General features: G+C 60.6%; 26 protein-coding genes. 2 read left to right on the top strand and 24 right to left on the bottom strand.

Features of this window, described 5'->3' with window-relative positions:
* Nucleotides 1-99: 99 nt before the first annotated feature.
* From G9X68_RS08260 to G9X68_RS08380, 24 genes are all read right to left on the bottom strand, one after another.
* Nucleotides 100-339, bottom strand: coding sequence for a DUF6894 family protein (locus G9X68_RS08260; protein ID WP_168316853.1), 240 nt, complete (start codon nucleotides 337-339; stop codon nucleotides 100-102).
* Between the two features lie 45 nt (nucleotides 340-384).
* Nucleotides 385-813 carry a DUF1515 domain-containing protein gene (locus tag G9X68_RS08265; RefSeq protein WP_171601963.1) on the bottom strand — a complete coding sequence of 143 codons (429 nt, stop codon included), beginning with the start codon at nucleotides 811-813 and terminating at the stop codon, nucleotides 385-387.
* Between the two features lie 8 nt (nucleotides 814-821).
* Entirely contained in the window at nucleotides 822-2429 is a 1608-nt protein-coding gene (locus G9X68_RS08270; RefSeq protein WP_168316851.1) for a hypothetical protein, read from the bottom strand.
* A 6-nt stretch (nucleotides 2430-2435) separates the two neighbouring features.
* The gene (locus G9X68_RS08275; RefSeq protein WP_171601964.1) at nucleotides 2436-2642 is read right to left on the bottom strand and encodes a hypothetical protein; all 207 of its coding nucleotides are present in this window, start codon (nucleotides 2640-2642) and stop codon (nucleotides 2436-2438) included.
* A gap of 168 nt (nucleotides 2643-2810) precedes the next feature.
* Nucleotides 2811-3275 carry a lysozyme gene (locus G9X68_RS08280; protein WP_130755781.1) on the bottom strand — a complete coding sequence of 155 codons (465 nt, stop codon included), beginning with the start codon at nucleotides 3273-3275 and terminating at the stop codon, nucleotides 2811-2813.
* On the bottom strand, nucleotides 3250-3504 hold the full coding sequence (locus tag G9X68_RS08285) for a DUF7940 domain-containing protein (protein WP_171601965.1): 255 nt from the start codon (nucleotides 3502-3504) through the stop codon (nucleotides 3250-3252). The genes G9X68_RS08280 and G9X68_RS08285 overlap by 26 nt, the downstream gene beginning before the upstream one ends.
* A 573-nt stretch (nucleotides 3505-4077) precedes the next feature.
* The gene (locus G9X68_RS08290; protein ID WP_171602180.1) at nucleotides 4078-4434 is read right to left on the bottom strand and encodes a hypothetical protein; all 357 of its coding nucleotides are present in this window, start codon (nucleotides 4432-4434) and stop codon (nucleotides 4078-4080) included.
* A complete protein-coding gene (locus tag G9X68_RS08295) occupies nucleotides 4434-5789 on the bottom strand; it encodes a hypothetical protein (RefSeq protein WP_171601966.1) in 1356 nt (451 codons plus the stop codon). Before G9X68_RS08295 ends, G9X68_RS08290 begins: the two co-directional genes overlap by 1 nt.
* Before the next feature lie 271 nt (nucleotides 5790-6060).
* Nucleotides 6061-8163 carry a hypothetical protein gene (locus G9X68_RS08305; protein WP_171601967.1) on the bottom strand — a complete coding sequence of 701 codons (2103 nt, stop codon included), beginning with the start codon at nucleotides 8161-8163 and terminating at the stop codon, nucleotides 6061-6063.
* On the bottom strand, nucleotides 8164-10575 hold the full coding sequence (locus G9X68_RS08310; protein WP_171601968.1) for a transglycosylase SLT domain-containing protein: 2412 nt from the start codon (nucleotides 10573-10575) through the stop codon (nucleotides 8164-8166).
* Nucleotides 10575-11576 (bottom strand): tail fiber domain-containing protein, encoded by a 1002-nt coding sequence (locus tag G9X68_RS08315; protein ID WP_171601969.1) that lies wholly within the window; start codon nucleotides 11574-11576, stop codon nucleotides 10575-10577. The genes G9X68_RS08310 and G9X68_RS08315 overlap by 1 nt, the downstream gene beginning before the upstream one ends.
* Complete coding sequence (locus G9X68_RS08320; protein ID WP_171601970.1) at nucleotides 11560-11958, bottom strand: GNAT family N-acetyltransferase; 399 nt, start codon at nucleotides 11956-11958, stop codon at nucleotides 11560-11562. The genes G9X68_RS08315 and G9X68_RS08320 overlap by 17 nt, the downstream gene beginning before the upstream one ends.
* On the bottom strand, nucleotides 11955-13778 hold the full coding sequence (locus tag G9X68_RS08325; RefSeq protein WP_171601971.1) for a hypothetical protein: 1824 nt from the start codon (nucleotides 13776-13778) through the stop codon (nucleotides 11955-11957). Before G9X68_RS08325 ends, G9X68_RS08320 begins: the two co-directional genes overlap by 4 nt.
* Nucleotides 13775-14482: a phage adaptor protein gene (locus G9X68_RS08330; RefSeq protein WP_171601972.1), complete on the bottom strand. Its 708-nt coding sequence runs from the start codon at nucleotides 14480-14482 to the stop codon at nucleotides 13775-13777. Before G9X68_RS08330 ends, G9X68_RS08325 begins: the two co-directional genes overlap by 4 nt.
* A gap of 15 nt (nucleotides 14483-14497) precedes the next feature.
* Nucleotides 14498-15061: a hypothetical protein gene (locus G9X68_RS08335; RefSeq protein ID WP_171601973.1), complete on the bottom strand. Its 564-nt coding sequence runs from the start codon at nucleotides 15059-15061 to the stop codon at nucleotides 14498-14500.
* 60 nt (nucleotides 15062-15121) lie between these two features.
* The gene (locus G9X68_RS08340) at nucleotides 15122-15286 is read right to left on the bottom strand and encodes a hypothetical protein (protein ID WP_171601974.1); all 165 of its coding nucleotides are present in this window, start codon (nucleotides 15284-15286) and stop codon (nucleotides 15122-15124) included.
* Nucleotides 15287-15296: 10 nt separating this feature from the next.
* Nucleotides 15297-16082 (bottom strand): hypothetical protein, encoded by a 786-nt coding sequence (locus G9X68_RS08345; RefSeq protein WP_171601975.1) that lies wholly within the window; start codon nucleotides 16080-16082, stop codon nucleotides 15297-15299.
* Nucleotides 16083-16104: 22 nt separating this feature from the next.
* Nucleotides 16105-17079: a phage major capsid protein gene (locus tag G9X68_RS08350; RefSeq protein WP_171601976.1), complete on the bottom strand. Its 975-nt coding sequence runs from the start codon at nucleotides 17077-17079 to the stop codon at nucleotides 16105-16107.
* 19 nt (nucleotides 17080-17098) lie between these two features.
* Nucleotides 17099-18175, bottom strand: coding sequence for a hypothetical protein (locus tag G9X68_RS08355; RefSeq protein WP_171601977.1), 1077 nt, complete (start codon nucleotides 18173-18175; stop codon nucleotides 17099-17101).
* 35 nt (nucleotides 18176-18210) lie between these two features.
* Entirely contained in the window at nucleotides 18211-18522 is a 312-nt protein-coding gene (locus tag G9X68_RS08360; RefSeq protein WP_171601978.1) for a hypothetical protein, read from the bottom strand.
* A gap of 18 nt (nucleotides 18523-18540) precedes the next feature.
* Nucleotides 18541-20622 carry a hypothetical protein gene (locus G9X68_RS08365; RefSeq protein WP_171601979.1) on the bottom strand — a complete coding sequence of 694 codons (2082 nt, stop codon included), beginning with the start codon at nucleotides 20620-20622 and terminating at the stop codon, nucleotides 18541-18543.
* Nucleotides 20622-22193, bottom strand: coding sequence for a terminase large subunit (locus tag G9X68_RS08370; RefSeq protein ID WP_171601980.1), 1572 nt, complete (start codon nucleotides 22191-22193; stop codon nucleotides 20622-20624). Before G9X68_RS08370 ends, G9X68_RS08365 begins: the two co-directional genes overlap by 1 nt.
* A complete protein-coding gene (locus tag G9X68_RS08375) occupies nucleotides 22159-22632 on the bottom strand; it encodes a terminase small subunit-like protein (protein ID WP_171601981.1) in 474 nt (157 codons plus the stop codon). The genes G9X68_RS08370 and G9X68_RS08375 overlap by 35 nt, the downstream gene beginning before the upstream one ends.
* A gap of 114 nt (nucleotides 22633-22746) precedes the next feature.
* Nucleotides 22747-22983 (bottom strand): spike base protein, RCAP_Rcc01079 family, encoded by a 237-nt coding sequence (locus G9X68_RS08380; RefSeq protein WP_129418312.1) that lies wholly within the window; start codon nucleotides 22981-22983, stop codon nucleotides 22747-22749.
* A gap of 164 nt (nucleotides 22984-23147) precedes the next feature.
* Between G9X68_RS08380 and G9X68_RS32290 the strand changes: the two genes are divergently transcribed.
* Complete coding sequence (locus G9X68_RS32290; RefSeq protein ID WP_171601982.1) at nucleotides 23148-23282, top strand: YHYH domain-containing protein; 135 nt, start codon at nucleotides 23148-23150, stop codon at nucleotides 23280-23282.
* A 340-nt stretch (nucleotides 23283-23622) separates the two neighbouring features.
* Nucleotides 23623-23838 carry a hypothetical protein gene (locus G9X68_RS08390; RefSeq protein WP_171601983.1) on the top strand — a complete coding sequence of 72 codons (216 nt, stop codon included), beginning with the start codon at nucleotides 23623-23625 and terminating at the stop codon, nucleotides 23836-23838.
* Nucleotides 23839-23884: the final 46 nt, after the last annotated feature.

The following is a 23884-nucleotide window of genomic DNA, read 5'->3' on the forward strand; positions in this document are numbered from 1 at the left end:
AGACAACATCGCCCCGGACGATCTGCGCATTATCATCTGCGGCAATGGACTTATCTCTATGGTTATGCAGCTCCGCGCCTACCACTGAAGACGATTCCATCAATCCAAACCAGCCGCAGATATGAAGGGAACTATCTTCAGAACCGCGCCATCTGAACTTCTAATCTCAAACTCTTGGTCTTCTACCCGGTGACCGGCAAGTATCATCTCCGCAGCCATTTCACGAGCAGCTTTTGTGGCCTCTTCAATGGCCATTTCAGGAGTGGGGAATTCTAGGCCCTCTAGATCCTCTGCGATGGTAATTTCGCCATGTCGGAGGTGAAAAAAGTATCGAGCCATGCGTCCTCGTTGAGGCGGAAATGGGCCTTTGATGCGGAGGCCGCCTTAGTTGATCTTCAACCAATGCCGCAGCGCCGCCACCGCGCCGTCGCTGGCATAGGCAATCATCCCCCCAATCGTTAGCCCCGCGAACGCAATGAGCCCTGAAATGCCGTAGCCGATCGATTTCATCCGGCGCCACTCCTCAAGAGCAGGCTGAACCGAATCGTGATTCTTTTCCACCGTTTCCTTGAGCGCCTTGATCTCATCGCGCAAGGTCGCATCTACGCCGCCGCTTATGGCCACCGTCGTGTCCAGATGTGCAATCTGCTTGGCCTGCTCGTCCAGGCGCCGGTGAATGACCGATCGGCTTTCGTGAGCATTGTCCTTCTCGTCGCTGACATCCTCCCGCAGAAGGGAGACACTTTCTTCTATGCCGGTCAGTCTGCCTTCGACGCGGCCGAGCGCGCGAAGAATATCATCATTGGATGTCATGCGTTCGCCTACGGATAGAATTTCAGCTTTTCGGATTGCGGCAATCGGCTGACAAATCGCAAGACCCCCTGCAGCACCGGATGGACATAAGACGAAACGTCGAGGTTCATGCCGTGGGCGAGCAGCGCCGCATTGTCCTGGACATTGGTGGCAAAGACTTCAATGACCTTATAGTCCGCCGTCCCATCGCCATTGTCGACGCGGTCGTAGGTGGTTCTCGATGTCCAAAGACCAGGCTGATATTCGAACATGATGCGAGTGCCGTTCGGAACCGAAGCCGGCAGCTTGATCGTGTCCCACGTCGTCACGCCGTCCTGATTTCCAGGATGCCCGACGACGTTTCCGAGCGGAAACATTTCAGCGGCCGACGACTTCGTCGGATCAGTGTCCGCAGTGAAGGCAAGCAGCTGATCGATCACCTTGGCGTAACGAGAACTCGCCTTGATGGTGTTGTTCACCGTCGCCAAGGTGGTTGTCCATAAGGCGGGAACGGTATAGCCCGCGACCGTCCGGCCGCTGTCCGACGAAGCGGTCATGGTCGGAATTATGGTAACGCCGACGACATGGATGCCCGCCCCATAGCGCGTCTTGACGCGATCGACCAAGCCAAGCTTGGCGTTCGACCATGTGCTTGCCGTGGCGCTGTTATCGTTGCGGCCGGACTGGTCGAGAACGAACGTCCAGATATTCTTGCCGCCATTGTATGTATCCCGGATCGCATCGATCATGGCCCAGCGCTTGGTTGCCGACGTCGCCAGTTCCTGCACCGACTTCGAGCCGGGGACGCCCATGACGAGGGGTATGATACTGCCCCATACCGGATCTCGGACATCAAGCCAACGCAGCCACATGCCCATGTTGCGCCTGGCATCGGCCGTGGCGGCAATCTCCTGGCGCTCGATGAGGCTATCGGACAGGACCATCGGAACCGGCCGGCCGTCCCACCCCTTGGCCAAAACCATCGCAGGACCATAAGCGAGTGGCTGCGAATTGCTCTCGTTCCCCACGGTATTATAGAACGTGTCCCTGGCTGGCGTGCTTGCGCCGTTCGCTACGGCCAGCGCCTGAACAGACGCCAAATCAGTCGCCGCCCAATATTTTTCGTTCCGGTGGCGCTGGCAGCGATATCCGCCAATGTAGGTCTGCCCAACCGTGCCATGCCATACGGTTCTGATGCCGAAAACGGACCACGCCGGCAGCGCACTCGGGAGCGTCACTTGCCCATAGACAATGCCGGTCGACGCCGTGACGGTCGCAGCGGCGTTGCCGCCGAAAAGCACCGGGTATTCCGTGCCGTTCGGATGGATGAAGAACACTTCGTCGATCAGGATGTCGGCATTCGGCAAGATTGTCTCTTGCGGTGCGAGGCTCCCTTCCGTGCAGCCGAAGCCCACGAAGGGAATAAGGAAATCATTGGTCTCATAATCAGGCGAGCCGAAGAAGAGTTTCGAGCACTGGTAGTTCAGGCCGGCCGCATAGGTCTGCGTGAAACCCGCCGGCCAACGGGTGCCCGCGGCGGCCGGCATATAGCGGTTGGGATCGGGCACCCAAGGAGGAGGAATCGCAGGCGCTCCGCCCATCGGTTTAGTCAGGGCAAGCGAAATGGCATTCATCATCGGTCTCTACTCCCAGCAGCCTTGCGAGGCGCCGAACTTATTGTGGCTGGCAATTTGATTTGCGAACGGCCGATCGGTCTTCAGGATGAACACCGACGTCTGCAGACTCGGCGTCAGGCGCGAGAACCCGTCGCACACATTCTGCTTGCTGGTCGTCTGGCAGCCCGAGATCAGCGCACAAAGCGGCAGCATCAGAAGTGGAAACTTCATCATCGATCGTGTTCCTTTCGCGCAGAACCTGGACGGATTTCGTGAGGGCAGCTGTTGCAGCCATCTGCCTGCCTTCCGACTGCCCAAACCAACGGGCTGGATAGAAGGCGAGGACGGAGCCGAGGGCGATAGCGGCCGGCAGCTTTATGACGTCGGGGATTAGGGAGAGCATCAGATACCCTCCAGGCAGAACTGGCGTTCCTTCTGCCGGCGCCGGGTCAGGCCTGGGAAGACGATCCCCGCGGCGCGGTTCCATTTGAGGAGAGCTTCGCAGCCTTCGGCGGTCTTGCCCTGATTGATGAGCCTGACGGCGCTGGACCCGCAGGCGGCCTTGATGCCGACGTTGTAACCGAATGAGGTCAGCGCAACGAAACGCGCATCCGGCAGTGGGACCGTGACGCAGCGCTCAATGCCGGCCGCATAGGTTTGCAGCTCCAGAGACAGCAGCGCCTTGCATTGGGCGACCGTCTTGTAATCTCCGGGCTTCACGCCGTTGGTGGACCCGTAGCAGATCGTCCACGGCTGGCCTTGTGTGGCCGGATCTGGATAGGCATTCTGGCGCAACCCCTCGAACGAGCCGACCAGCGCCACAGCCATGGCCGCGGCGGCACTACCCTTCTGCAGGCGGTTTGCCATTCAGTTCTCCTGAGATTTTCTGCTGGACGAAAATGCGGGCGATGATCGCCGCAACGGCGAGAAGCCCTGTCGCCACCGACATGGCGAGCTGGATGTAGAGGTTGCGGGACACCCAGGTGGCGGCGACGAAGGTGTAGACGGGCTCGAGGACGATGCAGAGCAGCGCCAGCGCCATCAGACGGACGGACCAGGCACGCTTCAGCACCTCGCGCCAGTTATGGACGAGCATGGAGAGTTCTCCGATTTTGGATGTGAAAATGCCGCTCGGAGGCGGCTTGGCTTTTTAGCGCGGCAGCGCATCAAATGATGTCAGGGAGGTGGGGTAGCCAAGACTCGACATCTTCGCCCTTCGCCATATTTCCTTAACACCATCAAGGAGGGAAATATGTTTCGAGCACTAGCCGTTTCTCTATCTGTCAGTGCCACAGCTATCCTGTGCCAGCCGGTTTTTGCAGCTGACATGATCGAGGGTTATCGCCCACCACCGGCTACGCGCCACGTCGTTTACCACCCTAAAAAGGTGTATGTCAGGAAGACCTTTCACGAGTGCGATCAACTATTGGTGGAGTACCGCCCGCCGTACCGTCCTCACACGGAGATTGTTACCATCTGCCATCCACGCAAGTATGTCCTTACCCGATACTGACGGCCTGGAAGGCCTACTTCATCGTTTTTTTTGTGGGAGTTAAAATTGCTGAAGGACGAAACACGTATGGCAGTTCTCCTCGCCGTCGGCATCGGGGGCGCTTTTTTGATAGCCATTCGATACGGTATACACGCCGGCTATTTGCCCCCCTGACGGTTAGAGAGAAGCCGCGGCCGCAAAAAACTGATCGATCTGCTGCGACGCGAAGCCCATGGCCGCGAAGCCGGCCGCCATCATCGGGCTGTCCTTGACGAAAGTGCCGCTGTACTCGAAGGCGTCTTGCGTTTCGCCATCCTGCTGCGCCACCCATGCCTTGACTGCGTCGAGTAGGCCGGAGCGCCTTAGCATCAGGCGGAACTGGCGTGCTGATACCGAGGACACCTTGGGGGACACAGTCATAAACGCGATAACGGCGGGATCGTCGTCGAGCAGGAATTCTTCTGCAGTTCCCGGCTGCGGCTGCTCGAATAGACCATCGATTTTGCTGTCGGTCGATCGTGAAACATAAGGCATCAGGCCGTCCTTCCGCATGGGAATGTGAAACCATCATTGAAAACCCACAGGCCGGCGGTAGCGCCGGCAACATGCCGGACTTGCCTTGCCGTGTTGGTCCAAACAAAATCGCTGCCAACTGCAAAACCGCTTGCGACCTGCATGGTGCCGACGTTGCCGCCGCTGTCATTGCCGCCCGCGATCAGTATTCCTTTCGCCGGGTCATAGACCAAACATGAATTCGTTGTTGCGGAAGATGAAAACATAAAGCGCAACTTTGCCCTCACTTTCACGCCGTTCGGCACGGTCAGTGCCAGAAGGGTAGAAGTTGTGTTGGTGGTGATATTCAGAGCGTCTCTGACTGGCGTAACAAAGGAATAGTCATCCGAGCTGTTCATAAAGAACTGCCGGATGAGCGAGCTTGCGTCGGTCAGCACGACGCCGATGCATTTGACGATGGTGTAGCCGGTGAGCAGCGTTGTGGTGACACCTCCGATCGTTGCCGAAGTCGACAACACGACGTCAAAGCTCAGATCCGAATCCTTCCGCAGCGCGTAGGCAAAATAGGTGGCGTTCGCAGCGACGGCGCCAGCATCCAGGCCGCCCGCTCCGGTCCCGGCCGCAAACGTCCCCGTCAACCGCTTTGTCAAAGTGGATGCGCTAGAAACGAAGCTTGAACCGGATCTGGCCGACCCTGCAGCGAAATCGATATGGGTGTTTGGGCTGCCGGTGTTGTTCGAAAGCGTGAGTCCGTCGACAAAACTTCCGACGGCGGAACTGTCGGCCTTGGTCAGGATCTTCGTCATAAGCTTGTTTGAAAAGAAGGCCGACCCGCTGCAGATTATGAACGCGGAATACCCGCTCGGAACGATGAGCGTGGCCGCTCCGTCGATAGTCTCTGCCCCGTTAGGATCGATCGTTACGTCTGCGCCGTCGGCGATGATGGTATAGTGCCAGTTACTGCCGAGCGTGGCGGCGGCCGTCAGGGTGACGATAGCGGCCGCCGTGAAGCGATGGACTGCATTATTGTCGGACGCGAGTGCCGTGTAATCGCCTGACTTGGCCGCATAGACCATAGCCTGGTCAAAGGAGACATCAACGCCGTTCTGCGTGAACCCGAGCAGGCCGCCGCCCTTCAGATACATGCCGGTCTGCGGGTTCGACGCGAAACCCACGCCCGGGGCGGACACTGTCCCACTTGCCGCCTTTAGCGGTGCCACCATGGGCGCCGAACCATCGCGCGGCAGAGAATTGGTGATTTCGTTGCCAAGGTCGGTGGTCAGAGCATTCCACGGCACTGGGTCGATGACCTGGCCGACAGAGGGTGTCGTGCCGGCAGGTTTGGAATAGACGCCGGTTGATGGGTTTCTGGGCATTCACCTTCTCCAAGAAGACAAGGCCCCGCGAATTGCGAGGCCATTAATGGTGTAGTATTGGTTGCGCATGCAGATCGATCACGACCCAAATGAACCGAAGCTCGACCGCGGACCGGGGCCGTGGAAGATTGCGATTCCGGTTCTGCTCGTAATTGTCGTTCTCAATCTCGCCACGCGCTCAATCGACTGGATATCGCTGGCCCTCGGAGCCGCAATCGGCGCCTGCATTGTAGCCTGGGCGATCGATATTACCGGCAACAAGATCCCCGACTCATGGCGCGGCAAGGCGTCCCGCTCCCGCCGCCCCTGAACTGACGAGCGCCGACACCAGGCGCGCCCTGAGCTGATCGCTCTGTGACAACTTGTCGGCGCCGCCCCGCAGGACCTCCAGCGCTACATCGGGATTGGTTTCCATCAGGACCTGAGACAGGCGGTGGACGACGGATGGCGGTTGCCCTGTTGCCGTCCCAAGAAGCTTTGCCAAGCCTGTCGTCAATGCTCCGATCGGATCACCCCGCACCAAACGACCGATGACCTGCGGGTCGAACTGGTTCAGATCGGCTGCATCTGCAAGATTGTCGGCGGTCTTCGAATTGCCCAGCCCGGCATTCGCGGTCCGGAACATTGTTTGTTCGCGGGCGATGCGATCTGCAAGCTGTCCACCGCGCTCCGGGGCGGCGAACGCGGGAAGCTCGGCCTCATACTTCGGAGTCTGGAGCATCCGCGCTTTATTTGTCGTCGGCGATGAAGAGGCTCCCTCAAGACGAGCGATCAGCGGATCGACATAGCCGGCGCGGAAATCCACCTGCTCGCCGGGAGGCATCGCCTCAAACTCTGGAATTGTGTCCTGAGCTCTGCGCGATATGCGGCTCGCGTCGCGACCGGCATCAACGGCATCGATCCGACGGGATGCTCTGGCGAATGCATCACGGGCGCCCGTGTATTGGTCAGACGCGTCGGCAAGCGCCTGGTCGACTAGATCCTTGACGCGGGTGAGGTAATGCGCGCGGTTGCCGGCGCCCTGCCCTTCCGCTCTCTGGATCATGTCGTCAAGATCGAGCTTCGTCCGGAACAGGGTGTCGAAGTCGGTTACCTGCGAATTGCCGTCAGACATCATCGCTCGAACACGCGACAAGGCGCCCTCGATCGAGTCGTTGGCAATTCGGTCGCGGGGGTTGGCGAGCTGATTCACGCCAGGCCGGAGTGTCTGGTCGATCTCCTCAAGGATCGGAGTGACATTGACCGGGCCGGCATTGGCCCGAGCAGCAGGATACAGCTCATTCGCCTCAGCGGTTCGCTGTGCCGTGCGGTCGGCGATGCGGCGTCCGGCTGTATCAAAGGTGTCGAAGCCTTCAGCAAGGTAATTTGCCAGCCGTTCCCCCTGTCCTGCTTGCCTGGTCAACAGCGCCTCGGCCAACGCTTGTCTGCCATCATGGGGAACGCGAACGGCTGTCGACATCTGACGCTCACCCGTGTAGCCCAACGCGTCGGCGACGTTGAACATATCCTGGCCGTCATCAGCAGCGGCCCGCATCGAGTTTGTTATTTCCTCCGGAGTTTGACCGGACCGACGCACCGCCGTAGCGATGGCATCACGAGCATAACTAGAGGGCATGAAGGGGGCCACAAACGGGGCCACAGCGGTTTTCAGGGCTTTTGAGGCACCGGCGACCGCTCCAGGAGCCACGCCACCCAAAGCCGCCCCGATGGTTCCCGAGACTGCAGCATTCTCTAGTCTGTTGTACAGACCGCCCTCGCCGCTTCCAAAGCCCTGCAGCATTCCTAGGATGCCGCCATCAGCTAAAGACGCCCCCGAGACCCGAGCGAGGCCAGCACCACGCTCTGCGGCATTGGCCGCCAGCGACAGCCCGTTCTTTGCAAGACCGATGCCACCGGTGACACCGCCGACCAATTGGCCGCCAAGGCGATAACCGAAGCGATTCTCAGCGTCCGACTTGTCGGTCGCGCGCTCTTCGGCCAGCGCCTTTTCGTAGTCGGCTGCTTTCGTGTCGCTCGCGAAGGGCGCGTCCATGGCGCGCGCGATCATGCCAAGCGGATTGTAGTCGCCGGCGTAGATGCCCTTGTCAAAATAGCCCTCCGGCTTCTTCTGCACGGCAAGCGGATTGCTGCGGATCTGGGCTGTCAACTCATCGGAGAGGCCAAGCGTGAGCGTATCAGCCGCACCGCGCATCACGGTATCGACCTTGCCCAGAACGTTGTCCCGAGGGTCCGGCTGTTCGGCGGCCGTCGGCTGCGGCGCGGGTGCAGCGGGCTTCTGTCCCTGAAGCTGGCGCACCGCGGCGCGCACAGCGTCATCATCAGGAGCGTCGATATCGAAGGTCTCGCCGTTCACCTCGACAGTGTATGTCGGCATTTACTGTCTCCTTCGAATGGTGACGCCCGGAACATCTGTCGGGACAACTGCCGGGTCGGCAGGCGCCGATGGTGCCGCCACCTTTGCCCGCTCCTTCATTTTGGCGACGCCCTGCTCGACGGCATCCCGGAAATCCTTCAGCGCAGCCCGGAAATGAGGCTCATCAAGCGAGCGATCCATGCGAGCCATGGCATCCTGAGCCTTGCCGCCCTCGACTTCGGTGATTTGGCCGCCGCCTTTGAGAAGCCCATAAGCCTGCAGGAATGCACCGCCCTGAAGCTGCTTGAGGCGTGTTAGAGCATCGCGACCGTCAGCCCCCATCGTCCAGGAAGGCCGGAACTGATCGACCGAACCGACAATGGAATTGAGCCCCTTGCTGGTCAGCAACTGGTCAATGTTCTTAATCGTCTGGTCGGCCTGCATCAGATCAGCAGGAAGCGACGAGACTGCTTCGCCAGCAGCCTTGCCTTCGGTGCTGCCCTGCGCGGTGTCTTTCGCCGCCTCGTAGTTTTGCTTAGTGGTCCGCTTCACTTCCTGACCGCCAGGGCCGACTGTAATCAGTTCCGTTCCAGTATCGACGGTGCGCGTCGTCGGCGCCGCCGTTGCTCCTGGCCCGAAATCCAGATCCTTGCCGCCGCCCTTGTCGCTCAACTGGCGATATCGCAGGTTCCCATCCTTGTCGTAGTAAGGGACGGTCGCCCCGTAATATTTCTCTCCGCCGGCGCCTCCAGGAGCTTGCCTGAATTCACCCGTGCTCTTGTTGTAGAGCGTTCCATCGCTCAGGCGCTCCCACTGACCATTGCTGAAGTCGGCAATAACCTTGCCGTCGGCGCCGACGAGGCGACCGTTCACCTCTGTCGGCTTCGGTGTGCTCTGATAGATCGGCTGCACAGTCCCGGTTCGCGGGTCGCTGCGCAAGACTGTTCCATCCGGCAGCGTCTGGAAACCGTATTCCGGCGGCTTCATCAGGGTCTGAAGCGATTGCGCGGCCATAGCCTTCATCGGTGCCGGGACGTTTGGGTTCGTGAGCACTTTGACGAGGGCTTGCGCGCGCGGGTTCGCCATCGGGTTTGCCGATGCGGGTGGAGTGGCCCCGTCCAACGCCTGGGCAAGCCGAGCTTGGCCCGACTGCTGCGCCTGCGCAACCTGCTCAGGGGACGCAGGAGACCCGCCAAGCAGCGCCGGCATAATGCCCTTTGTCGGATCGGCATTCATAAGCTGAGGGCTGTTCTGAAACTCGGGCGGGATTTGGCTCACAGGCGGCACGCTAGCGACGTTCGGCGTCGGGCCGACCGTGGACGACGGCAAAGGCGACAACGCAGCCTGCGGGACTCCCTGCTGCGGCATGGGCTGTGCCGGTGCGGATGCTCGCATCTGGCCTGCTGCACCGGGCATGGGAATGCCGATCGACGGATCGAGGCTTGCAACTTCACCCGGGGCAGTCGCTTGCGGCGTAGAAGGAGCAGCGTTCGGCGCAATCATCGGATCGACATAGCCAGGCGTCGGGGCCGGTGCGGGAGGGTTGACCGGCGGCGGCTGGATCGGGGGCGCCGAGGGCATGCCGGCGGCAGGATTCCCGCTTGCTGCTTGCTGACCACCGGAACCACCATAGAAGGCCATGATCTTATTCGCCGCGGCGCGGGGGTCCATGTTCGGATCGATGTTGTTCACGGCGAGATTGTTGCCAGGAACCGACTTGCCGGAAAGCAGGTTGATGGCGCCCTGCAAACCCTGCTGATGGGCAAGCGCAAGCTCTCCATCGGTCGGAGCGCGCCCGAGCGCGTTCGTCAGCCCTGCGCGGTTATCGTTCGTCAGCGCGACAAGCGCCTTGAGATTGGCAACAGGATCTTTGCGCATGTCACCTCGATCAGAGACGAGACCATACTGGCTGCCCGTCCCTCTGGTGAACTGCGCCAAGCCGGTTGCTCCTGTCGGAGAGACGGCGTTCGGGTTGAACGAGCTTTCCTTGCCGATCAGGTTAGTCGCATATCCCTGCATCTCCGGGGGAACGTTGGCTGCGATGAGGTTCTTCACATCGTCCGGCGCCATCACGACAGGGATATTGCCGCCGGCATCCACCTTCGGCATGGAAGAACCGGTCGCGCCAGGATCGCCGGCCTTGTTGCCGCCGAAGATCGACGACAGGAATCCGGCTGCCTTCTCAGGCGGGGTATAAGGCTGGCCCGTCAGCGCCGCCATACCTTCGGCCATCCCTGCCTGTTCTGCCTCGCCTTGCTTGCGGATGGCGAGACCGCCCATCAGTGCCTGGGCCATACGGGCAGCACCTTCCCATGGCGACTGGATCGGGCCGGTGTTGGTGCCCTGCTGGATCATGGCCGCAGCCAGGCGCTTGCGTGCGTCGGTGACGTCTGCCTGCGATTGACCGGTATCGCCGCCGAAGATGAAGCCCATCACAGAACCCCCGCGTAATTGACCATCTTGTAGCCTCCAGGGCCTTCCATGACGGCGCTTGGAGCGACCGCCTCGACCTCATCGGCCATGAAGCCGACTTGCCGACCGCCGCCCCAGACATATTCGTATTCGTAGACGGGTAGCCCCGCGGCGGTGGTGTCGATCCGGTGGACATCGCGCTTCAGACGCCGATCGGACATTGCCCAGCCGCCGAGGAGTGCTGAGCCGAGGCCGAACAAGCCGCCCATGGCGGCATTCGACTTCGCCACCTGCTGATTATAGGCGCCCATCTGCTGATTGTAGTTTTCATTGATCAGCCCGGCCTGGTCGACGGTTGGGAGCTGCGTCGTCGGGGAATTCACGTAGTTCGGCTGATTGACCTGAGAGCCAGACATGAGCGCCGAAATCTCGTTCAGCGGCTGGTTTCGTTCCGTCAGGATCGAGTTTTGGGCATTCGAATACATGTCGCCGAGGTACTGATCCGATGCTGCCTGCTTGCGCGTGGTGAAATCACGCAGCGCGTTGTTATAGGCCTCGGAGCCCATGGAGATGCCCTTGTCGGCAAGGCTCTGGTCAAGACTGGCCTGGTCGCGGTCCCACTGATTGTTGAAGCCGGACTGCCAATGGTCGTTGACGTATTTGTCCACATTGCCGGCGCTGAGGTCGACATTGGTGCCGAGCACGCCCGAAATCTTGCCGGTCTGATCATTCGCCAGCTTTGCAAGCCCGAGCTGCGTCTGCTGCGTCTGGTCGTAGATCGCCTGGTTCTGCGGCGAATAGGTCTGATAGGCCGAATAGGTCGGCAACTGGTAGGTCTTGCCGTTCTGGTCGGTCATCGTCGTGTTGCCGGTGACCTTATATTCCAGCGAACCATCGGGCGTGTACTGGTTCGTATGGCTGAGACCAGCGTTCGCAATAGCGGTGTCGACGTTGGTGGCCGTCTGCGCCGCTGCGGTCTGTGTCGGGTCGGGCGCTTTCGGCGCCTTAGGCGTGGAGACCATAGGGAAAGTCCTCTTTCAAGATTCCATAGAGCAGCGCGTCGCAGTCGCCGAAGTAGGCCGTTTGCCGGCCTTCCAGGCGCGCGCCGAGCCTTTCGAGCGCCTGCTGAGCAGCGATGTTGTCGGCCCGTGTCCTGAATGTCGCTCGGCGGCATCCGAGCTGCTCGACGACGTATCGAAAGACTGCCCGCATCAAAGTTGCCGAAAGCCGATCGGCGGCAAGCGAGACCTCGACGTCATGCTCCGTCCAGACGTTGAAGACGTAAGCGGCGATGATCCGGCCGCCCTGGACTTGCGCCATGGCAGTGAACGGCGGATGGAAGCTCACCCCAATCTTGCCCCCGACCCATGCCGCGATATCTTCGCGAGGCTCGGAGACGATCAAATCGGGGAGCCTTTTTCGTAGAGAACCGATCCGCCGATAACAGCCGCTTCAGACACAGAACCGGACGCGCCTGAAATCAAAGCCCGGATCGTCGGCGCCAGCGCTGAGCCGGAGCCGCCTGCGGAGGCAAATTTCCTGACGATCGACAGACCGGGGAATTTCGAGACGCCCCAGATTGCAGAGCCCCACGTCGCCGCTGCATTGTTCTCGACTGTCGACAGGAGCGCTGTCGGAATCTTGGTCTGATAATCAAACGACATGCCGGCATACATCAGAGTCGAGACGCCGATCTGCGCCGTCACTCCGATAAGTTTCGAGAACTTGGACGCCATATCTTCACCGTAGCGGTTCCATGCTCCAACCATGAGAGCGTCGATCGCCGCGCCGTTGTCGTTGGCCCCTACTTCAGCTTCGTAAACCGTCCCGTCCGCGGCGCCGAAAAACAGCCTGTCCTGCCAATTGCCCCAGCATGAGGCAGCAAGCCCGACGAAGCGGCACCATGCACCGGTTTCGGTGTTCATCACGTACTGATATGGCCCGAGAGACGACGGCAGGTTCACGATGGCCATCTGCCTTGCCGGGAAGCTCGCGAGCTGCCATTCGTCCGATGTCGTTCCGGCTGTCGCCACTGTTTCGCGCCAGGTCGGGCCGATCTTGGCAGTGATGGCGCCAAGGCTGGTTGCCCCTCGATCGAGCTGCACGGCTTTAGTGATCGGTACGATACCGTCGGTGGTCATGATCGCCAGATCGGCGCCAACCGATAGAAAGCATCGTTCGGTTCCGAGAGGCCGGCCAAGCTTGAACGTCCCGATCAGGCCCCAATTACTCACGCTGGAAGGATCCGACCCCTGATAGACGATCACCTCGCCTTCGGACGACATCAGCACCAGACATTGCTGCAGGCCGGTGGAGACCGGGATCGTCCAGACACCAATGGCGATAAGCGTTCCGCCGTACTTCATGTTGCCGCCGACCGGTAGGACCGTGGCCGTGCCGCTGACGGCATCGGTGGCGAGATACCAGACATTGGTCGAGTTCTTCTCGATGAACCACAGCCGAGACCGGTAGGCCGTCACAGCGATCAGCAGCGATGAATCCGAAATGCCGGTGATCATTGTCGACGAGACATAAGGCGTGGCGACGGCGCCTGTTTCCAACTGGGCATTGGTGACAGAGCCGGCCACGGTCAGGGTCAGCGTGCCGGCTACGGGCGTGAATGTAAGGGTGACGCGGTTACCGACGCCGGTCCCGTTCAAGACGCCCGCGAAGGCGCCAGACAAGGTCACGGAACCCGTCCCGAAGAAGCTCAAGGTATACTGGATCGCCTTGACGGCGACGTTCTGCGTGGCGAGCGTTGCGGTGCCGACCAGAATGTTATTCGTCCAGGTCGCTCCATTGTAGAGCAGCGGCAGATCCAGCCCGTTGACGAGGCGCAGATATTCCTGGCCGGCCGGGTTGGTGTACTGCTGAACCGACCAGCGCGCGCTGGACAGCCCCGACACCGCTGCGGCCCCCACCACACCGCCGGCAGTCACGTCAAAAATCTTACTGCCCGCCGCGGCAAACAACCTGTTGCTGACGCCGACATAGGGAATGACGGTCTGAACAGGTGCGCCGAGACCAGTTGCGAAGGCGCCATGGCCATAGCGAGCCCGCACCCGGTTCGCCTCCGGAAAGAAATTGTCGAGCTGGAACGCCGCATCCTTTGGCATGTCCGCCATCTCGACGTCGGTTCGCCAGCCGCCGATCGGCGCGATCCAGTCTTTGCTTGGCGAGACGCGGCCGGTGCGGCCATTCGGGGGAACGGGTTTTCTTGTCATAGCGTCGGGGCGAGAATGATGCCGGGCCAGAAATTGTCAGGGACTTCCCCGCGGTTCGGCATCGACAGGCTCACCGGCTGCGCAGCACGATCGGCACCGATAGCCGCTTCTTTCGCACGCTCGTAGTTTTCGAGCTCTTCGCCGTAGTCCAGCCCCTTCGCGCGCTTCCAGCGCCAGATCAGCGAAAGCTCGAGAAGGTCTTCCGGGAAGCGTGCCGTGTCGGTGTCGTTTTCCCAATTTTCGGCATAGGTCGAGCCGCCCATGACCGCGATCCAAAATTTCGAAACATACTCGTAGCGAAGCGTCTCGCCGACATCATTCGGGAAGAACGCCAGTTTGCCGCCCATCATGCGGTAAATCTGCGGCACCGGGTTGGAATTGAGGATGGTGTTCCGTTCCCATGTCTGAGGCTCGACAGGGCCGTTGAGCTGCCAGAGACGCGACGTGTTCCAGATTACCGAATTGGCGACGTAACGCACGAAATCCGCCGGCGGCTCGGTCGGCTCTGGGATTGCTCCGGTCGCTGTGAAATTGCGCGTGGTCGACAACACGGACCAATCGTGGTCCTTCAACAGATCACGGCCCGCACGATAGGATAGGATCTGCAGCTGCCTAATCTGCGGGTCAGCCGACGACACGACGGCCGTCGGCGGATCGAGGTCAATTTCCGCGCATACGTTCTGGATTATCGTCAAAATCGACATGCGCGGATCTCCGGCTTAGGCTGCTGCGCGACCGCGACCGCCTTGGCGCTCTTTTTCCATTGCCTCGAAGCGCGAGGCCATTTCCTTCATCTGCTCCTGAAGGCGGCCGACTTCGTCCTTGAGACGCTCGTTTTCCGCAGCAAAGGCCGAAGCCGCCCGGGAGTCCTGCGCGGTCGCAAGATAGCCTTGCGCGGCAGCGACGAGCTCGTTCGCGCCCATGCCGATTTTCTGCTTGGCCGTGTCGGAGAGTGCAGCGAGCTGCTCGACGGTATAGATGTTGATCGCTTCCAGCTCCTTGATCTGGCTGGGCTTCAGATAAGGCCACTGCGCCAGCGGTGTGCCGACAAGCTGCTCGCGGGCCTCGGCGCCTTCCTTGAAGCGCTTGTAGGCGTCGGAAAAGCGCTGTTTGTCGTTCTCCGTCACTTCGCGATAGACTTCGGTGTGCTTATCGCCGGCGATGAAGATCCGGACGAATTCCTTGTCGGCGAAGATGGGGCGACCTTCCTTCTCCGTCAGAAAGGTCTGTTCGACCGGTTCGAGGCTGAAGGAGGCATAAATTCCGGTGTTGCTATCGGCCATGATGCTGTCTCGCTGTTGATGGCGGGGAAAGGAAACGGGCGCCGAAGCGCCCGTCGTTGATCACTTGCTGCTGTCGGTCGACTTTGCAGGGGCTGCCTTCTTGGCGGCCTGCGGCTCGACCTTCTCGGCGATCATCAGAAGCAATTCCTCGATCACCGGGGGAATGTCGCGGCCGGCCTCGCGATCGGCCGCAATCTTCCTTGCAATCTCATTTTTCAGGGACATAGCGTCCTCCTTAGTTCACCTTCGACAGGAAGGGGCGCATCAGCGTCGCTTCAAGCACGCCCGTCGCTGTGACCGTGATGGCGGTGCCATTGGCCGTGGCGTTGGCGGACATGGTGATGCTCTGGATCGTGCCCGAGGGGGTGTAGGTGATCCCGCTGATTGTGGTGGCACCCGGAATGCCGGTGCCCGAGATGGCGGCGCCGATGAACGGGCCGCCTGCGGGGCTGACGTTTCCGAGTGCGGTCAGCTGGTTGGAGCCGTTGACCGTGGTTGCCGTGAAGGTCTGGTTGGCTGCCGCGAAATTCACATTCGCGATTGCCTTGGTGGTCGCCGTTGCGGATGCGGGAGCGTTGGCGAGGCCTGCGGTCGTCGTGGTCTCTGCGACGACGAGAGCCGCCGTTGCCGTTGTCACGAGTGCCGGAGCCTGCCCGTTGCGTTGCAGCCAGATGTAATAAGTGCCGGCCGCAAGGCTGATGGCCTGAACCGGTCCACCGGACTGGGTCGGGGCCTGGCTTGCCCCAGCGAAGACGCCGCAACGATTGCCGACGACGGCGGCTGCCGTGGTCAGCAGCGAGGCGACATAATCCCGGGTCCACTGGAACCACAGACCCGGCTGAAGGGTCGTCTGCGAGGCCAGCACGAGCTGGCAATAGACCCATTCGGATTCGCGGTCTCCGCCGGCAACAGTGCCGAGGGAGAAGTTCGGACCCGGAATACCGGAGCCGGCAACGATCGGGCCTTCGACGACGAACGGGTTCGCGCCAAGACGATCGGTCTGGGAAATTGCGATGGTCATTGGAGTTGATCCTTTCGTTCGATCAGGCGAACAACACGCCCTGCAGGAAGGCGTTGTTCATGGTGAGGTTGCCGGCGAAGCCCATGAGCTGCACGAAGGCATCCTGGTTGGTGTTCATGCGCTCGTCGCCGATCGGAGCCATGTCGCGGTCGCGGTGCGGGCGATAGAACAGGTACTTGGTGTTCAGGAAGAACATCTGGTTGAGTGGCGCACCGCCGCCGAAGCCGCCATCGAAGATCACGTCGGCGCCCATGTACTGGAGCGACTGGAAGCCGGCCATGCCCTTGTCCGCCGAGGTGATGCGCTGGATTGCCTGCAGCGATTCCCAGTAGAGGCGGAAGAAGTTGTTGTCGGCGACAACAAGATCAGGCGCATCGGAGCCGCGAACGCAGGACATGTAGAGCCGGTTCATGTAGCTCTGGATGTTCGCATTGGTGGCGGCCGCACCGCCGTCGGCCGAGGCCGAGAATTTCTGGTTGCGCCAGAAACCCCAGGTGGCGCGAGAAATGCCGCCGACGGTGCCAGACGTCGGCGAGGTCGAGATCAACAGCTGCAACCCGCCGATCTGACGCCCGCCATCGGCCGTGCCATCGGAATAGCAGTCGAGCGCGATGTTGTTCTTCAGCGTCGTTTCGGCGTTTTCGATGCGCTGCTCAAGCAGATCGAGGACCGCGTCTTCGCCGGAGTTCTGCAGCTGTTCGAGGCCCGACATCGAGACGGCGACCGCGGCCTGCTTCAGGTCGTATTCGGCGGCCGTAATCACATCGGACGGCTGCACATTCAAAATGTCGTATCCGGAATATCTGCGAAAGGTCGAATTTTCGGCATATTGCAGTTCCTGGACGATGGTGCGGCCGCCGGAGATGGGCTTCTTGCGGCCACGGCTGTTCAGACGGGTGAGAAGACCATTGTTCTTCGTCACGTCGTCGGCGACCGTGCCGCTGCGGTTGCGCAGCGTCGTGGTCACGATTTCAGAAAGGTTGGGGGAAACGGGCATGGATCACTTTCCTTTTGGATCAAGCGCGACCATTCGCGGCGTGCAATGCACTGCGGAGGGAATCGCGGATTGAGGTTGGTTGGCCGGCGCCGGCGCCCTGGGTTGGTCCAGGCGCGGAAGAGCCGGAAATCGATCGCGAGGCGCGGCGGGCCTGATCTGCCGCTGCTGCCTTTTGGGACGTCTGGTCTTGAACTGGGTTCGATGGAGCAGCCTGGCTGATCAGCTGCTGGCGAATATCGGGGCGCATCCAGCAGGCCGCGTCGTAAGCATCCTTGAGCGACGATGCGCGCCCTGCGCTGATGAGGGCAACCATGTCGTCGAGAACGGCTTCGGCGTGCACGTTTGCTGGGTCGGAAATGAAGGCATTGACCTGAGTTTCAGTGTCTCGTTTCCGAAGTACCTGTTCAACCGTGGCCTCGACATTGACGGGCTGAGGCGTTGGCTGTTGCTGAGCCTGTTGCGGCCGGCGCTGCAGGATCTGATCCTGCTGCCCGGCTACGAGGGCCTGAAGATTGACGCCGGCCATCTTGGCGACGTGAATGACGGTGTTGATCGGGTCGCGAATAAGCGACTGCTCCCAATCGATCGCCTTCCGCATGACATCGGCATGTGTCGTGCCGGCCTGCCTGACGATAGGCGTGAACTCCTCAAGGCCCTTGTAGTCCTGCAGAACGCGGAAGCCGTTGTCGACCTCCTGCTCTCGCTTGGCGACGGCGGCCTGGACCTCGGGCGGCAGAGTCCCGAACTGGGCCTTTGCCTCAGCCGACCAGCCAGGGGGCACACGGTGCGTCGTTGCGGCCGGCTGCTGTTCGGGTGCCACGGCTGGCGTCTGTGGGGCAGCAGCGGCGGCGTTGGCCGCTACTGGTGCATCTACAGGCTTCGGCACTGCCGCTGCGGCCGGGGTTCCCTTGTCTGTCTCCTTCGGGGCAAAGCGGCCGTGTTCGTCGCGCTGTCGATCCGTGCTGCTGGACGCCGAGACGTTACCGTCAGCACTGTCGATCGCAGCCCTGAGGCTGTCGCGGATGCTTACCGGCTTTTCATTGGACGTGCCGAGGTCTTCGCTGCCGTTGCCGGCCTCGTTAATCAGGTCTTCCATGTCGGATGTTTCCTATTTCGGGGATTGATGCCCGTTCAGGCGCTGTACTCGGCGTGAACTCGCCGCAATTCGTTCCGGATCGCCTTTCGATCCGTTTTCGGCGTCTCGATCGGCTGGGGCTTTTCATTGCCTATCTCGACGACGCCGGCCGCCCGGTAGGCGGAGCGCAGCTTGGCTTTCGAGGTGTAGTGCTGGCCGTCATGCATCGACTGGATATCGATGCTGTCGCTGACGAAGTGCGGCGCCGGCAGATCCGACTGCGCGAGGTTCTTCACCGGCATGCAGTTGTGCGGCCATTTATCGAGTTGGTGCCAACCGCCGCAGATCCTGCAAAAGCGTTCTCTCATGGTCTGACCCCTAAATATTTACTGGTAGGCTGGCGGCTGTTGCTGGAACTGCTGCAGCGCCTGGGCGGCCATGGCGCTGCGCGCCTGCTCCACCGTGGTCTGATGCTCGATTTGCGCCTGGGCCACGCTGAGCTGGGCCTTCTTTTCCTCGGCGCCGGCCTTCACCTGTGCCGTCTTCAGATTGATCATCTGCTCGGGCGTGGGCTCCGGCGGAGGCTTGGGAGCGGTCGCCGACTGCGAAAGCTGCGCCCCTACCTGCTCCAGTGTGTTTTCGAGCTGCCGCCCTGCCCTGAAGCCGCGAGCTGCAAACAGCAACGTCTCGACCATCACGGGGACGAGCATCGGCGTCTGCTGTGCGATTGCGCCCGCCTGCTGCATGAAACCGCCGACCATCTGGACGAATTCCATTCGCCGTTGCTTCTCGGCGTCCTCATCCGGCTCGATCGTCGAATCCGTCTCGATGTCGATCCTGAAGCCTCGCACGCTGTCATTACGGAGCAACTGCACGACTTCATCGATCGTCGGCTGCTCCATCATCTTCTGCATTTCAGGCGGCAACTGGGGAGGCTGCGTCGGCGGTGCGGGCTGTCCCATCTGCTGGGCGCGCATCGCTGCCTGCTGCTGCGCCATCTGCTGCTGTTGCATCTGCATCTGGATCTGCTGCTTCTGGGCCGCGGTCGGAAGTTGGATGCCGCTGACAAGCATCAGCGTCTCCGGCTGGAACTGATCGCAGATGATCTCGCCGGCGAGGTTGACGATATCGCGCGCAAACCTTGCCAGTTCGGCCTGGCGGTCGCGGATGCGGATCGAACCCCACTGGCTTTTGATCCGCTGCGCCGTTGCGGTCTCGGATGCCTGCGTGTCGCCCCGCACAATGTCGCTGATGCCGGTGATCTGATAGACGTCCTCGACAAGCTGCTTGCGCACCTCGATGCAGGCAACGATGACCTTTTGAACCTGGTCGATCGGCAGGGTCACGATAGCGTTCGATCCGCCCTTGTCAGTGAAGGCGGCCCATTCCGGAATCGGAACCATGACCGTATCGTTTTCCGGTCGCATCGCCTTCTCGATCGCCGGCGATACGGAACCGTCACCCGACGGATAGAACACCTTCAGACGGAGCTGATCCGTCAGCTTGTTGATGCGCTTCGTCAGAACATCGATTTCGTCGCACTGGCCCTGGTAATAGACGTAGTCCGGAACGGGGATAAGTGAGCCGGTCGACAGTGTCCCGAACGCGGGCCGTGGGCATGGAAAGAAGCGCGTCAACTTCAGCGGCGGCTCGGATACCTCCAGAGCAACCGGCGAGCCCTCGGCAATCCAGGCTGTGTAGTTTTCCGTCTTGCACCAGATCTCCCAGACGTACGTCTTGCCCTCGTTCTGAGCACGTTCCGTCTGGTTGGTCCCGTGATTGGAGCCAGCGCCGTTCGCGGCCAGGCTTGCCCGCCCCTCGGGAAAGCGCTTGTCGAACTCCTCGTCTGTCATGGGGACGCGGCGCGCCACCCACGTTACATCCTTCCACCTGCGTGCCGGCGAGTGCAGGAAGTCCGACCAGTGGACATAGTCCATGCAGACCCGTTCATCGGTGATCTGCTCAGGCGTTGGGCCGCCATCATCGCCCTGCATGTCCAGAGCCGGAGCATTCGACGGTTCAACGCCTATGTCGAGCGGTTCGAAATCTGCCTCATACCTCAGCCAGACCGTGCCGCGGGCGCAGAGCAGGAAGTCGTCGCGCACCGCGCGCATCAGCGAATCCAGATCCGCGTCATCGGCAGTGAAGGCTAGATTGCGCTCGACCAACTCCGACGCCATGCGCGCCACCGGCTGAGAGTCCTTGAACCGGCGCTCGACGACCGGCTGCGGGACACGGGCATAAACGGCCGGCTGCAGAACAGAGATGTTCGCCCAAAGCATCGGGAACCGGCGCTTTGCGGTCTGCTGGTCGGCCTGCTGCAGGTAGATCTTCTCAATCTTGGTGCAGCGATCGATCCAAGATTTGAAGTATCGCTGTCCGCGCTCAAGCTCCTGCTGCCAGTGCGCGCCAACCTTTGCCAGGTCGTACCTATCACCGCCCGGCAATGTCGTGGCTTCGTCGTCCATCAAACGTGCTCGCTCTGGGTCGGTGTGGAGTTGACGAAATCGTTGAACGTCATGGTCTGGAACGTCCGCAGCGGTTTTGGTTCAGGCTTGAGCGGTTCGGCCGCCAATCCGGTGAAAATAATCGCAAGCCCGCCGAAAGCATCGGCGCCGTGGGATGCCCAGTTGTGCAGGGGTACGTCGCGAAAAACGCTCAGATCCTCATCCCATTCTTTTCGATAGTTGCGCAGGCACTTGATGCCCTGTGTGCACCCCGCCTGGTCGAACTCGATCTTTGCGAGGATTCGCCGGGTGCCGTTGATGCGGTCGTGAACATAGGCGCGCTCGATCTTGCGGACCGTGCCCAGGTTTCTCGCCTTGACCTCCGCCAGCATCACCTCGATGCGGGTCAGTCCGCCGCGGGTCCACTCCCTGACGCGAATGTCATGCGGCATGTTGTGGACGCCATAGACATAGCCATGTTCGCCCGCCCGCCGCTCCAGCTCGTCGAGCATGCCATCCATGCCGGTGCCAGTGTGTTCGAAGTAGCCGATCATCCGGACCCGGCTCGGAAGGACTTGGAACAGCCACACGCTGTTTGTGTCATCCATGCCAATGTCGGATATCGTGTGGACCGGGTAGCCCGCCACATGCGGATAGATGCCTATACGCTCCTCGGCGTCGGCCACCGCCATCTGATCCGAATAGTATGCACCCTCGACGCTGGCTTCGAACGCTTCAGCCGGCGACGACGGATATTCGCGCTTCATGTCCCCCAGCTGCGTTTCAGCCTTTTTGACGTACCAAGCCTTTTGACCGTCCGTCAGTTCGATGCCCTGGTCAGACAAGGCGCGAAAGTACTTGGCGAAAGCGTCGGTGATGATGACGCCGGCCGGATCGATCGAATATTGCGGCTCTTTCCACCACGGAAAGAAATGGAATTTGAAATCCAATGGCGTCAGCGCTGATGCCTGGCGGTGCTTTACCTGAGCGTCCTCGCAGAGATTGTAGAAATGCCCCTCCTGCCCCTCGGCAGTGCTTTCGATGAACACCAGCTGCCCAGCCTGGACGGTATTGAGGGCGCCGGTTCGGACCTCCCTCGCCTTCTCCGGATACTTGGCGCAGAGCTTCCCATACTCCGAGATATGCAGGTATTGCAGCGTTCCAGATCGGAGAGACGTGCCGACGCGGATGCTCGAGTTATTCCCCAGGAGCAGTTCCGTCTGGTTATCCCTGACGATCGGCACCGCTTCCCGGATGCCCTCGGGCAAATTGTCGTACGGGTATTTCACCTTGTCCCGAAAGATGGTCTGCGCATCGCCAAGTGTGTGGGCAATCGTCCCGGCGCGAATGTCTCGATTGAACACGCAAGCATCGAGCATGAAGATCTGAATGAACGTCGTCAGCCCGAGCTGGCGAGCCTTCAGCAGCACGTTCAGATAATGCATCTGCTCAAAGAAGGTCATCTGAGCCCAGTTCATTTCGAACCGGACCCGTTTGCCTTCCTTGTCGGTGATCCAGTAGAGATTGTTCAGACGCCAGCGCCAGTCCGAGAACTGATCAACTGCCGCTTGGAAGTCCGCGGGTCTTGCCATTGATAGCTTCCAGCAGCTGCGACACCTCGCCGGTCACGCCGTGTTCCAGCTCGACCTTGGCGCCATACTTTTTCGGCTTCAGCTTCTCGGCAATCCATTGCCGCGTCGAGATGCGGAGCTGCGAGCGTCGGAGCGCCTCGCCGTTCTCCTGCCAGCCGGTCGTTTGTCCGTCGGCGTTTTTCTTTTCCATCCAGTCGTTCGTGCCGTCGTCGGCAATCTCGACCATCTCGTCGACAAAGCCGTCGGCCTGAATCTCGCGCGCCTGCGCATACTTGGTCCGAAAAGCGGTCTTGTCGTCATCAGCCAGCCAAGCGAGGACGGTCGATTTCGCCGGCATGGCGTCATCCCTGCAGATCGATCGGAGGCTTTCGCCATCAGCGATGCGCTCGCAGATGATGTCAGCGAGTGCGGTGGTGTACTTTGTCGGTCTGCCTGTCATGGTCCCCTGCCTTCTGATCGGCTGGATGGGTGGTGATGAAGATGGGCGGCGACACCTTGGTCGCGCTACCCAGTATCCCGATCTCGTTCACCGGGACGTTCTTGCCGCTGTCCATCAGAACAACGCGATGATGTTGGACGCGGTGGTGCCGGTCAGCGCCACAATGGCGGCATGAACCGGCAGGATCGTCCCGGCCGGCACGTTTCTGAAGATGACCGGATCCATGTCCCGGCGCGGCGCAATGGCAACATCGCCGGCCGTGCCGATATAAAGCGCGCGCGCACCGACAATGGCGGTATCGTTCGGCGTCACTGCCGCAGCCCGGGAAGCCGGAGCAATCGAGGGGTCCATTGTAGTTCTCCATTCAGTATCGAAAGTATACGCCCTAGCATCGTCACACGCTGCGGCTGTTAACTATCGTGTTGGAAATGAGTCCCGTAAGTTGAAATACAGTCGACTTCTAGTCGTGCGGGTGGTTTACTAGAAGCTGTAAATCAGTTGAGGGGAATCAACCTATGAAGTTCTTTCAAATCGCTCTTGCAGCGACCGTATTCGCTTTGTCTGCAATCAGCTCTTTAGCCCACAGTGGCGGAACTGACGGCAACGGATGCCATACCAATCACAAGACCGGCGGCTATCACTGTCATTGACGGCGTAAGCAAGAATAGAACGGCGCATCAATCCTGGGGCCGACAGATAATGAGATATTATTTTACCTATGACGCCTCAAGCGTGATGCGCCGTGTAATCATCATCGCGCCGAGCGATTCAGATGACGTACTGGTTTACTGCCCGCCGATCGACGGACAAGATCCATGGGTCGAGGAGATGGATGACCTCGAGGCGGCGGAGAAATTGGCTTCCGCACTGATCCCAAAGACCAGCCAGTCGGTCGTCCTACTGACAAGGGACTCCGTTGACTGGTGGAAAAGCGGACTGACCCCACGATAGGCGACGGCCGCGGCGAAAATCAAACCATCGGAGACGCAAATGGCCTTCATCACTGCAACATCTACCAATCTCAGCCACCAAGTGACAATCAACGTGAACCACATCGTGGCTGTTGTCGTGATCGGCAGCAGCACGGTTGTTCAAATGGCAGTACCGGACGCTGACCGTGGCCCCTACGGAATTTACGTAGCTGAAAGCTACAGTGACATTGTGGGGCGGATTTCGACTGCCGAAGCATATGGCCCAGGTCGGTAATCCGCTTCTAGACCGCGCAAATCAAGACTATAGCTAATCTATACCC

This window comes from Rhizobium changzhiense (assembly GCF_013087625.1).
GTDB classification, from domain to species: domain Bacteria; phylum Pseudomonadota; class Alphaproteobacteria; order Rhizobiales; family Rhizobiaceae; genus Rhizobium; species Rhizobium sophorae.